15 protein-coding genes are annotated in these 11937 nt (G+C 36.0%); 9 read left to right on the forward strand and 6 right to left on the reverse strand.

The genetic code is table 11. The features are described from left to right. The coding region (locus tag WBN20_RS13435) for a S41 family peptidase (RefSeq protein ID WP_424282066.1) at window positions 1-1172 on the reverse strand (1172 nt) is incomplete at its 3' end. 236 nt (window positions 1173-1408) lie between these two features. On the opposite strand from WBN20_RS13435, the gene WBN20_RS13440 reads away from it, so the two are divergent. The 5 genes from WBN20_RS13440 to WBN20_RS13460 all read left to right on the forward strand — a co-directional run bounded on the left by WBN20_RS13440 (window position 1409) and on the right by WBN20_RS13460 (window position 4503). After that, window positions 1409-1918, forward strand: a complete 510-nt coding sequence (locus WBN20_RS13440; RefSeq protein WP_424272230.1) for an RNA polymerase sigma factor — start codon at window positions 1409-1411, stop codon at window positions 1916-1918. Beyond that, the gene (locus WBN20_RS13445) at window positions 1905-2324 is read left to right on the forward strand and encodes a hypothetical protein (protein ID WP_424282067.1); all 420 of its coding nucleotides are present in this window, start codon (window positions 1905-1907) and stop codon (window positions 2322-2324) included. The genes WBN20_RS13440 and WBN20_RS13445 overlap by 14 nt, the downstream gene beginning before the upstream one ends. A gap of 12 nt (window positions 2325-2336) precedes the next feature. Then, window positions 2337-2891, forward strand: coding sequence for a DUF4252 domain-containing protein (locus WBN20_RS13450; protein WP_424274004.1), 555 nt, complete (start codon window positions 2337-2339; stop codon window positions 2889-2891). Between the two features lie 99 nt (window positions 2892-2990). Further along, on the forward strand, window positions 2991-3530 hold the full coding sequence (locus WBN20_RS13455; protein ID WP_424274005.1) for a DUF4252 domain-containing protein: 540 nt from the start codon (window positions 2991-2993) through the stop codon (window positions 3528-3530). Between the two features lie 160 nt (window positions 3531-3690). Further along, window positions 3691-4503 (forward strand): mechanosensitive ion channel family protein, encoded by an 813-nt coding sequence (locus WBN20_RS13460; protein ID WP_424282068.1) that lies wholly within the window; start codon window positions 3691-3693, stop codon window positions 4501-4503. A gap of 67 nt (window positions 4504-4570) precedes the next feature. Here WBN20_RS13460 and purB read toward each other — a convergent pair whose 3' ends face one another. After that, window positions 4571-5914: an adenylosuccinate lyase gene (gene purB, locus WBN20_RS13465; RefSeq protein ID WP_424272640.1), complete on the reverse strand. Its 1344-nt coding sequence runs from the start codon at window positions 5912-5914 to the stop codon at window positions 4571-4573. 112 nt (window positions 5915-6026) lie between these two features. Beyond that, on the reverse strand, window positions 6027-6617 hold the full coding sequence (locus tag WBN20_RS13470) for an adenylosuccinate lyase (RefSeq protein ID WP_424274007.1): 591 nt from the start codon (window positions 6615-6617) through the stop codon (window positions 6027-6029). A 37-nt stretch (window positions 6618-6654) separates the two neighbouring features. On the opposite strand from WBN20_RS13470, the gene WBN20_RS13475 reads away from it, so the two are divergent. Further along, window positions 6655-7128 (forward strand): heme-binding domain-containing protein, encoded by a 474-nt coding sequence (locus WBN20_RS13475; RefSeq protein WP_424274008.1) that lies wholly within the window; start codon window positions 6655-6657, stop codon window positions 7126-7128. Here WBN20_RS13475 and WBN20_RS13480 read toward each other — a convergent pair. Next, a complete protein-coding gene (locus tag WBN20_RS13480) occupies window positions 7091-7786 on the reverse strand; it encodes an SIR2 family NAD-dependent protein deacylase (protein WP_424272643.1) in 696 nt (231 codons plus the stop codon). The two genes, WBN20_RS13475 and WBN20_RS13480, sit on opposite strands and share 38 nt — an antisense overlap. A gap of 45 nt (window positions 7787-7831) precedes the next feature. Here WBN20_RS13480 and WBN20_RS13485 point away from each other — a divergent pair, with 45 nt between their 5' ends. Genes WBN20_RS13485 through WBN20_RS13495 form a run of 3 tightly spaced genes read left to right on the forward strand, consistent with a single transcriptional unit; the run spans window position 7832 to window position 9444 of the window. Next, window positions 7832-8488, forward strand: coding sequence for a TrmH family RNA methyltransferase (locus WBN20_RS13485; RefSeq protein ID WP_424282069.1), 657 nt, complete (start codon window positions 7832-7834; stop codon window positions 8486-8488). A 41-nt stretch (window positions 8489-8529) separates the two neighbouring features. Continuing rightward, window positions 8530-9057 carry an SRPBCC family protein gene (locus WBN20_RS13490; protein WP_424272645.1) on the forward strand — a complete coding sequence of 176 codons (528 nt, stop codon included), beginning with the start codon at window positions 8530-8532 and terminating at the stop codon, window positions 9055-9057. Between the two features lie 21 nt (window positions 9058-9078). Continuing rightward, window positions 9079-9444, forward strand: coding sequence for a VOC family protein (locus tag WBN20_RS13495; protein ID WP_424272646.1), 366 nt, complete (start codon window positions 9079-9081; stop codon window positions 9442-9444). An 11-nt stretch (window positions 9445-9455) separates the two neighbouring features. On the opposite strand, the gene WBN20_RS13500 is transcribed toward WBN20_RS13495, so the two are convergent. Further along, window positions 9456-10262 carry a metallophosphoesterase gene (locus WBN20_RS13500; protein WP_424282070.1) on the reverse strand — a complete coding sequence of 269 codons (807 nt, stop codon included), beginning with the start codon at window positions 10260-10262 and terminating at the stop codon, window positions 9456-9458. A 78-nt stretch (window positions 10263-10340) separates the two neighbouring features. Then, the coding region (locus WBN20_RS13505) for an alpha-amylase family glycosyl hydrolase (protein ID WP_424282071.1) at window positions 10341-11937 on the reverse strand (1597 nt) is incomplete at its 5' end.

Here is an 11937-nt window from a genome sequence, read left to right on the forward strand (position 1 = left end):
GGATTAATTTGGTTTTCTCTGGAAGGGGTGTAAATAAACGGAGCACCTTCGCGGTCGGGATCATCTACCATAGTAAGCGAAAATTCATTCTTACCCCTGGTTGTAGTTCCTATTTTAATAACTTCTACGTATGGATCTAAGGCATTTATCACCAATTCACTTGCTGAAGCTGAACTGCCGGTAGTTAATATGTAAACCCTGTTCAGGTTTAACGTATTAATAGTGGTCCCTGCTCCCGTTCGATCTGCAAAATAATCAGTTAGATCCTCATCAGAAAAAACGGCTTGCAATTTGTCATTCCAGCGTTGGCGCAGATATAAATTATTGGTATTGGTACTAAAGATCATACTTGAAAGTAAGCGGGAAGAATTAACAGAACCTCCCGGATTATAACGTAAGTCGAGCACTAAATCGGTAACTCCATCAGCCATTAATTGTCCAAAGGCATCATTCAATTCTTCATCAAATTCATTGGTGAACCCATTATACATTAAATAGCCTATAACGTTCCCACTAATGTCAAAGGAATTCACAATAAACACCGGATTTTCAACTAGCCCATCCTGTTTAGTCAACTCTACACTTTTGTCATTCGGGGTAATAACACCATCATTGATATCAGCCATATTCAGGGTATAGGTAGCGTTTTCGCCAAATAGGAGATCCCGATAATTGCTTTCATTTAAACTTTGGCCATCCACTCCTGTGAATAATTCTCCGCGTGAGATATCTTTGGTAGAAGCATCAGAATTTGCCACAATGTAACGGACGTATCCAAATATTTCTGTATCATTCTCACCATACAAAAATAACCCAAACTCCAAACCGTTACTTCGTGAGATACCAGCTAAATTGTCTGTAAGTGATTTGTAATCGTCACTATAAAAGCTAAAGCGATCATCTGTAAAGCGCAGTTTATTGTCGAAAAAATCAGCAGGGTCGGCTTCCGAGGCTAAAAATGCATTGTATTCCTCATTAGTGGAAAATCTGTCATCAGCCAAGTCTGCTTGATCTTGCTGCCAGAAATACCAGATATTCATAGCTTTCCACATAAAGTCCTGAACACTTACAGATTCACCACCAGGGCCTTCCGGGCCAACAATGTCATCATCTTTATTGCAGGAAATACTTAGGGAGACAATTCCCATGAATAAAAGGAGAAACTTTTTCATCAAAATTTTTTTTGCAATTTACATAGTTCTGTCAAATATCATTCCAATTTTAATATTCATTAACACTATTGCCCTTCTAATTAACTAACGATTTGTTAGATAAATTATTAGCTTTAAAGGGTGTAAAGTACTTATATCAGCAATAAAATAAAATTTATTGTAACAAAATTAGATGTACTTCGTCTTGCTTATGTAAAACACCTTGAATGGTTTATACAACAACAGAACAACCGACAATGACGCAATCAGAATTTTTAAATGTGGTTATGCCTTTTAAAGACAAATTATATAGATTGTCCAAAAGATTGCTCACATCCGCAGAAGAGGCAGAAGATGCCACTCAGGAAATACTGATGAAATTGTGGTCTAAGAATAACAATATTGCGAATTACAAAAATGTTGAGGCCTTTGCAATGACCATGACCAAGAATTTTTGCCTGGATAGGTTAAAGTCGAAACAATCGAGTAATCTGAAACTGGTTCATAGCAATTACGAAGATGGGAATACTTCATTGCAAAAACAGCTGGAGGCAAGAGACAGCGTAAGTTGGGTAGAGAAAATTATGGAGGAATTGCCGGAACAACAAAAATTGGTATTGCAATTGCGAGATGTAGAAGAATATGATTTTAAAGAAATTGCAGATTTACTGGAAATGCAACCTACGGCAGTAAGAGTAGCACTTTCCAGAGCAAGAAAAACAGTTAGAGAAAAATTAATGCAAAAACATAGTTATGGAATTGGATAAAATTCAAAAATTATTGGAAAAGTACTTCGAAGCTACTACCACGGTAGAGGAGGAGAAACAATTGAGAGACTATTTTTCACAAGATTCGGTTGCACCGCATCTGGAACAATACGCTCCAATGTTTGCTTACTTTTCCATAGCCAAAGACGAACGGTTTACTAAGCAGGTTCCATTAAAACCTAGGGTATCTTACCATAAATGGATTTCTATTGCAGCAGTAGCAGTTATGGTCTTTGGAATATTTTTCGGTAATGATTACCGGGAACAAAGAGAAGCTGAGTTTGCCTATAGTGAGACAAAGAAGGCTTTAAACCTATTGGCACAGAATTTGGAACGTGGAACTGAAAAAGTGGCCTATTTAAATGAATTTGAACAAACAAAACAAAAAATTTACAACAACAATTAAAATTAAAGAAAGATGAAAAAGTATATTCTAATAGTAGCAATGGCAGTTTTACCGCTTAGTGGTTTCTCACAGTCCATTTTTGATAGATTTGAGGATTCTGATGCGGTTAGTTCGGTGATAGTTAATAAAAACATGTTTAACTTATTGGTTAAGATGGATGTGGATGTAGATGATCCGGAAGCCCAGGAATTTATGGATATTGCAAAAAGCCTGAGCGGTCTTAAGGTTTTTATCACTGAGGATAAATCGGTTTCAGCAGATATGCAGGCAACGGTTAACAAGTATCTTAAATCTTCTTCTTTAGAAGAACTGATGCGGGTAAAAGATAAAGAAACCAATATAAAATTCTATATAAAGAACGGTAAAGACGACGATCATGTAAGCGAATTATTAATGTTCGTTACCGGTTTTGATAATGACAATATTGAAATAAATGATAGGCAGATAGAAACGGTTCTGCTAACATTAACCGGAGATATAGATCTTACAAAAATTGGTTCTCTTACAAAAAAGATGAATTTACCTGAAGAATTAAATAAAGCAGAAAAAAAGAGCAAATCGGAATAGCAAATAAATAAAAAGGTAATTGACCGTTGAGAAGTTATTAAACGCACAACAGGTCAATTGCCTTTTCTACAAGTTTTAATTGAATTAAAAGATCACAAAATGAAAAAAACAACAATAGCACTTTCTATAATCAGTTTACTAGCTTTTTTCGCTTGTTCTTCCACACAAAGCCTTCAGGAATATTACGTGGATAATTCAGAAAACCCGAATTTTATTTCATTAGATGTTCCAACGAGCATTCTGAATTTGGAAAATGAAGATTTATCAGCAACACAGCAAGAGGCCATGCAATCATTAAAAAAATTAAATTTATTGGCCTTTAAGAAGACCAGTAATAATGAGGCCGAATATGAAGTTGAAAAAGCGAAGGTAAATGCTATTTTAAAGAATAGTGATTTTGTTGAACTTATGAAACTGAATTCTGAGTACGGTAAAGGCGTTATTAAATATGTAGGTGATGAAGATGAAATAGATGAGGTAATTATCTATGGCAGCAGTGATGATAAAGGCTTTGCGATCATCCGGGTTCTGGGTAAGGATATGAACCCTGGCCACATTGTTGAACTTATGAATGCCATACAAAAATCTGATTTCAAAGGCGAAGGACTAGGGGAAATTGGCCAGTTCCTTAAAGGATAAATTAATATTTTTAGCTTAATAATAAAACCCTTCCGGATTAATTTCGGAGGGGTTTTTTGTTATTAAAAAGTGAAATTAATTTAAAAGTGTTAATTCCATTTAAATTTCTCTGAGCTATTTTATATCTTCCTGCCCTAAATAACTCTAAAAATTAATTACTATGGGAAACACAGAAATTTGGATTGACAAGGGAATAGATTTCATTACCACTTACGGCCCCAAACTTATTGGAGCGATACTCATATTTTTAATTGGTTCCTGGGTAATTAATAAGATTATTGGAGCTTCCAGAAAAGCGATGTCCAAAAGTAAGTATGATGAATCTTTACAGCGCTTTCTTTTAAATCTGGCTTCCTGGGGTTTAAAAATATTTCTAATCATTATTGTTATCTCCCAATTAGGGGTGAATGTAACCACATTTGCCGCTGTACTTGCTGCTGCCGGGTTGGCTGTAGGGTTAGCTTTACAGGGATCCTTGTCAAATTTTGCGGGAGGAGTTCTAATCATGATTTTCAGGCCATACAAAATAGGGGATTTAATTGAGGCTCAAGGGGTATTAGGTGCTGTTAAGGAAATTGAAATTTTCACCACAAAACTTATTACACCGCAAAACAAGTTAGCAATTGTTCCTAATGGAGCTATGGCAAATGGTAATATAATTAATTATACGGCCGAAGGTAAAATAAGAGTAGATATTGAAATTGGAGTGGATTATGGTGCAGATATAAAAAAGACTAAAGAGGTATTATTGAGTGTCCTTACTTCTAATGAAAAAGTATTACAGGAACCTGCGCCTTCTGTAAATGTATCCGAATTGGCCGACAGTTCCATAAATTTAGCGGTAAGGCCCTTCGCTAAACCAGAGCATTACTGGGATGTATATTTTAGTACAATTGAAGGCTGTAAATTTGCACTTGATAAGGCAGGAATTGAAATACCTTACCCTCATTTACAAATACTTAAAAAAGAATAGCATTGAAGCTTTAATTAAGGGGATTGTAACATAGACCGGGTTTCTATGCACTATAGAAACGTCTTTTTTAAATACCGGTATAATTACTGGGGCTGATATTTTTTAATTCGGTCTTTAGCTCTTCTTTTATTTCCAACAGATCAATAAATTCTGCAATTGATTTTTTGGTAATACCTTCATTGGTTCTGGTAAGTCCCTTTAATGCCTCATAAGGATTGGGGTAACCTTCCCTTCTGAGGATGGTTTGAATTGCTTCAGCCACTACGGCCCAATTGTCTTCCAAGTCTTTTTCAAATTTAACTTTATTCAGTAGTAATTTGTTTAGTCCTTTTAGCGTAGCTTTAAATGCAATTAAGGTATGTGCAAAGGGAACTCCCACGTTACGCAGTACTGTGCTGTCAGTTAGATCGCGCTGTAAACGTGAAATAGGCAACTTCGAAGATAAATGTTGAAAAATAGCATTGGCAATCCCTAAATTACCTTCTGAATTTTCAAAATCGATTGGATTTACCTTATGGGGCATTGCCGAAGAACCTACTTCTCCTGCGGTTATTTTTTGTTTAAAATAGTCCATGGAAACGTAAGTCCACATATCCCGATTTAAATCAATTACAATGGTATTGATACGCTTAAGCGTGTCAAATAAAGCGGCCATATGATCATAATGCTCAATTTGAGTAGTAGGGAAGGAATGGGATAATCCCAATTTATCCTGAACAAACTTTTGTCCAAAATTTTGCCAATCTATATCTGGGTAAGCCACTTTATGGGCATTATAATTACCGGTTGCGCCGCCAAATTTCGCGGCACTGGGAATATCATTTAAAAGGTTGAACTGTTCCTCGAGGCGTACAACAAAAACATTAATTTCTTTACCCAAACGAGTTGGTGAAGCAGGCTGTCCATGAGTTCGTGCCAGCATGGGTATATCTTCCCAACTTTTTACTAAAGTCTTTAAAACGGCTTTCAATTCCATAAATAGTGGCACATAGACCTCATTCATAGCTTCTTTTATGGAATAGGGTATTGCCGTATTGTTAATGTCTTGTGAAGTAAGTCCAAAGTGGATAAATTCTTTATATTTTTCTAACCCCAATCCATCGAACTTATCCTTTATAAAATACTCTACTGCTTTCACATCATGGTTAGTAGTCCTCTCTATTTTTTTAATGGCCAAAGCATCATCCAGACTAAAGTTTTCAAAAATATTTCGAAGGGAAACGATTCTGTCCTGGGATAATTTTGGGAGTTGTGGCAGTTCTAATTCACATAGTGCAATGAAGTATTCAATTTCAACCATAACCCTGTACTTTATTAACGCTTCTTCTGAAAAGAAATTTGCAAGGGAATCGACTTTGGATCTGTATCTGCCGTCAATTGGAGAAATGGCGTTTAATTGATTTAACGACATATGCTTTAGGATTGATTATTTTTTGAAAGATGTAAATATACTTATATGCTGGGGAGATTAAAAGCATATTGGAAGGATAGTTAAAATTTTTGAGGTGAGTTGGTTAGTTTACTTATACTTCTCTTTTTTGGTTTTGGTTTTTCTTATTGATTAATGCAAGAATTTGTCTGGCCCTTGCTTTATAGGCTGCGCTTCCCAGGCTGTAATTTTGTTCTAAAATTATTTGGAGTTCAGGTCGAATCCATTCAAATTTGTTACCCAATAAATAAAGGCTCGTCATTGAGTAGGCTTTAGAAGCTACTTTATGTTCCCCAATGAGCCAGTCAAAACACGATGTAGTGATTTTTTCCAGGTGATATTCTTTTAATTTCGTCTGAACTTCATTTTTTGATTTTGAAAAAAATGCCTTCATAAGAAGTTCACAAATTTTAGCCACTGGCCTTATAGACGAATCTAATTGCACTTTAGAGATGCCCAAAGTAAAAGTATCAATATGAGTTAGTATTACCTGGATGTCTTTTTTGGCGACAAATTCTAAAATCCAGCAGGCTTTTGATGAAATTACCCCATTATCCTCAAATGCAATTTCCATCAAAGGTGAAATAACAGGAGGGTTATTAAGCACCATTTGGGTTACTTCAATGCGTTTTACACGAGTCCCGTCTACATAATTTAATGATTTGAATAATTCAGATTTAGTCACAAAAATTTGTATTTTGGCCCAACAAAAGTACCCCCAAATGAAAGTAATGAAAAAAATGGCAAAATTGCTATTACTTGTTTTTATTGCCATCCAATTCTTCAGGCCGGAAAAGAATATCAACCAGGGCAATCATTTAGCCAGTTTCATAAATGAAACTAATCCTCCTGAAAATGTTAAAACCATTTTAACTCGTAGTTGTTATGATTGTCACAGTAACAATACAGAATATCCATGGTATAACAATATTGCACCAGTATCGTGGTGGCTTTCATTCCATGTCAAAGATGCTAAAACACATCTGAATTTGTCTGAATGGGATAATTACAGCGAGAGGCAAAAGGACCACAAATTAGAAGAACTGATTGAGGTCATTGAAGAAGCTGAAATGCCTTTAAAAGAATATACCTGGGTTCACCAAGAAGCCAGACTCTCTGCAGAACAACGCGAAGCCATTTTGGAATGGGCAACGCTCACTAAAACTCTTTATGGATTAGGTCCTTTACCAAGGTAGGAACACCTTTTGCTGCGGTAGATTGAATAATTGTGAGATTTTCAAAATCTGAAGCATTTATACTTGGTTTTGGATCAATAAAATATATAGGTGTGCCCTGTCTTGCATAATTCAGGAGACCGGCTGCCGGATATACCTGCATTGACGTTCCAATAATAATAAGAATGTCTGCGGTAACAGTAATCTGTGCGGCTTCAGATAATAATGGAACTTCCTCACCAAACCAAACAATATGAGGCCGTAATTGATATCCTTTTGGACATTTCTCACCATGGATTAGATCTTTTTTCCAATTTAAAACAATTGTTTCATCACCTGTACTGCGAACTTTAAGCAGTTCACCATGGAGATGGAGAATATGAGAACTGCCAGCACGTTCATGTAAATCATCTACATTCTGTGTAATAATAGTAACATTGAAGTATTGTTCAAGTTCAACCAGCATTTTATGGCCAGGATTAGGGGCAACTTCCAATAGCTGCTTTCTCCTTTGGTTGTAAAAATCTAATACAAGGTGAGGGTTTCGGGCAAAACCGTAAGGGGATGCAACTTCCATTACGTCATGACCTTCCCAAAGCCCATCGGCATCACGGAAAGTTCTGATTCCGCTATCTGCGCTCATTCCGGCTCCTGTAAGTACAACAATTTTTTTTTGCATGATTCTGGGTCTATTATAAAGATACATTTTTCTTAAATTAGAGCAATGATAGATCTTGATCTGCTTTCCTATTTGGAAACTTATATTACACCTGAACGCCTAAAACGATTTAATGATGTTTTAAGCGAGCGCACTAATTATATTACTGTGGCCATTGAAGATGTTTTTCAGATGCATAATGCCAGTGCAGTAATAAGAAGTTGTGACGTTTTTGGTATTCAGAAAGCGCATATCATTGAAGACCGATTTGGACAACGTCTCGATAAAAATATAGCAATGGGGGCTCAAAAATGGGTAGATATAGAACGATATACTACTGTTGAACCCTGTATAAGTAAATTGCGAGGCGATGGATATAAGATTATTGCAACCACTCCTAATTCTGATTCAACATTACTGGAGGATTTTAAATTGGAAGATAAAGTGGCATTGTTTTTTGGGACCGAAAAAGAAGGTCTTAGTGCTGAGGTTATAGAGCAGGCTGATGGTACTTTGAAAATACCGATGTCAGGATTTTCAGAGAGTCTCAACATCTCGGTTTCTGCGGCCATTATATTGTATAATTTAACACAACAACTTAAAAGATCAAAATTGCCCTGGCGTCTGTCCGAAGGTGAAATTTTGGAAAAACGATTGGATTGGACCAAAAAGTCTATTAAAAGTATTGATAAAATTATAGAAAGATATAGGAAAGAAAATTAATTTGCTTTATATTTAAAGGTAACCAATTAACTGATAAACAAATGACTACAGTTTTATATATACTTGCTGGTATTGTTGTTCTGGTTTTTATTTTAGCTATGATTGCACCTAAAGGTTATGATGTTAGCAGAAACATAAAAGTGCGGCAGTCTGTTCCGGTTGTTTTCCAATATCTTAAATATTTGAAAAATCAGGATAATTGGAGTCCTTGGGGTAAAAGAGATCCAAATATGAAGAAGGAATTTGTGGGTTCCGATGGTGAAATAGGTGCTACAAGCAAATGGGAAGGAAATAAGGAGGTTGGAAGTGGTGAACAGGAAATAAAACGAATTGTTGAAAATGAAGTAATTGAAAGTGAATTACGTTTTCTAAAACCTTTTAAGTCCCAATCAGACGCGTATTTAAAGGTAAAGGAAATAGGTGCTGATGAGACTGAAGTTACCTGGGGTTTTTCTGGAAAGAATAAGTTCCCTGTAAGTATAATGATGCTTTTTATGAACATGGATAAGACTGTGGGCAAGGATTTTGAAGAAGGTTTATTGAGTTTAAAGGATATTTTGGAAAAATAACGTAGCAATATAGATCACAATATGGTTGGATGGTTCGAAATACCGGTGGAAGATATGGAAAGGGCCAGAAAGTTTTATGAAGAAATATTTGATATTTCAATTTCTGTTCATGATTTAGGAGGAATCATAATGGGTTGGTTCCCGGATGTTCAGAGCAAAAAAGGTAGTACTGGATCTTTAGTTAAACATGAGATGTATATTCCAAGTGATACCGGCGGGCCACTTCTTTATTTTTCGTGTAAAGACCTTGCCGTGGAATTGGCCAAAGTAACTAATGCCGGAGGCTCTGTAATTCAACAAAAAAAGGAGATAGGAGGGGGGCATGGTTTTATGGCACTTCTGAAAGATACTGAAGGTAATAGGATAGCACTACACTCCTTAAAATAAAACCCCTTCACTTAAACATAAAATATAGTAGCTTCTGCTCTGCAACCCATTCGTATGGGAATATATTTTGTTCCAATGCCCTTGGAGACATACATTCTTATATCATTCAGTTTGTACCATCCTCTTAAGAACCTTCCACTACCCCCGGGCTTATAAAATGCTTTCCCAAGAAATGTAATCTGCCCTCCATGAGTATGACCAGATAATATGAGCTTAATATTAACTTTTTGAATTTCATTTAAAAGAGCTATTTCATCGCTGTACTGAGGACAATGATTAAGTACAATGGCCTCTTCAGAACTATCATGTTTTGCCGAGGCATTTATGAAATCCGGATCACCCCCAATAAAGTCATCAACACCAATTATAATGAGGTCTCTGTCAGCCGCTGAGAATTTTAAACTTTCATTAATAAGTAATTGGCCATTATGTTTTTTAATTAAAGTTCTGAAAGAATTTATGTTTACTTTCCCTGCGTATTCCTTGTTTCCAAGGATTACAACCTTCGGTATTTCTTTGCTGATAAGGTTCAAAAATTCATTTAAAACAGCTAATCCTTTGTTGTTGTTTACGGAATCTCCCGTAATGCAGATTAGGTCTGGAAGCTCTTGGTTAATTCTGTTAGCAATTGCTTTATGGGAAGATTTTAATTTATTTATATGAAGATCCGTTAATTGAATGATTTTTATTTTGCTTTCCGAATTGGTGAGATCATAGGTTGTCCATTGAATTACAAACTTCTCGAACCAAAAAATATCAAAAAGAAATAACCCCAGTAAGACTAAAAAGGACTTAATGACAAAATTTCTCCTATTCATCTTCATAAAAACCTTTAATTCGAAGCATAAATTCTATGGATTCAAAATATTGACTATGCTTTCTTTTAAGAACACTAATTAATCTGCTAATTCCAGGAGTGCTATATTATTATCATTTTCCAGGATTACCTTTCCATTTTTCACTTCAACATAAGTTTCGGAATAAGTATCAAATAGTTTTGTTCCATCTCCAAAAAATCCCTTTACCCAAAGCGATTTTTTACCCTTCGGTAAATCGAGTCCTACGACAACTTTATCTTTATAATCCCCGCTCATATAGGTTCTGCTGAAAACATAGGGTTTTTTACCCAGACGTTTATGCCTTCCCGCACCTATGGCAGGGTGATTACGACGAAAACTACCCAATTTCTGCCAGTGGGCGAGAATATTCTTAGTTTCCTGGAGACTATCAATTTCTTGCCAATTCATAAATGATCTTAAAGTGGCATCCCCTTCAGTATTTTCAATAGTAAGATCCCTGGCAGATTCGTCTCCATAATACATCTGTGAAGTTCCCGGGGTTAGGAAAAGTACGTTCGCCATATAATACGGTCTCTTCCTATCTTTGTCAAAGGGTTCTGAATCATCATGTGAAGTCAAGTAATTAAGGACACCTTTGTTTTTTAATTTAGTGCTTAGGATGCGATTGTATTTTTTAAATATGGTCTCGTAAGTATTTTTAGCATCATTCTTTAGTTCAAAGTTTATAAGACTTTCAAAGCCATGTTCAAAATAATCAACCTTCTTATCTCCAAAATCGAAATTTCTACCCATAGAAATTTCATAACCGTAAGCTTCGCCAACCATGAAAAATGGCGTGTCATCCAAAACATCTTCAGGGTGCTTTTTTTTCCAGGTTTCAAATGCATTGGAAGCTTCCGAATATAATTCTAGCCATGTTTTTTCATCGGCATGTTTAGCTGTATCTACCCTAAAACCATCAATACCCATATCATTAACGTAGTCTGTTAACCATTTAATAATATAAAACCTGGGAGCCCGGGGGTATCCTGTTCTTTGAAAAAAAAGTTGAAGTTCATCCAATTCATTACTAAGTCTGCCTTCAGCCTTCCATTTAGCCAATAATGCATCCGGTAATTCAACCACTTCATCAGATTCTGTGTAAATATCTGGTAAGTTGGCGACCAACGTACAGCTTGTCGTAGTCTCATAATTAGTATGCTCACAAACAGGGCTAGTTCTTACCCAATCCTCGGGCCATACCGGATCTTGTTCAGTTACAGGCCCCGTATGGTTAATTACCACATCCATCACAATCCTTATATCATTTTTATGAGCGGTTTTTACAAGATTTTCGAGATCTTTTTTAGTTCCAAAGTTGGGATCCAAAGCGGTCCAATCCTTTGCCCAGTATCCATGGTATGCATATGTATTTCCTGTTCCTTCATCTGTGTCGCCATGGATTTGTTCTACCACTGGTGTAAACCAAATAGCATTCACTCCTAATTTTGAAAAATAACCTTCTTCAATTTTATCTGTGATACCCTGAATATCACCACCCATAAAACCTCTTAACGGAGCTGTTTCGTTTGTGCGGTCGAAATTCAAGTCATTTTCGGGATTGCCGTTATTGAATCTGTCCGTTAATAAAAAATAGATATTGGCACCCTGCCAGACAAATGGAACTTCTTTCTGAACTATTTGCGTGCTGTCT

The organism is Eudoraea sp. (assembly GCF_049665975.1).
Classification (GTDB): Bacteria; Bacteroidota; Bacteroidia; order Flavobacteriales; family Flavobacteriaceae; genus Eudoraea.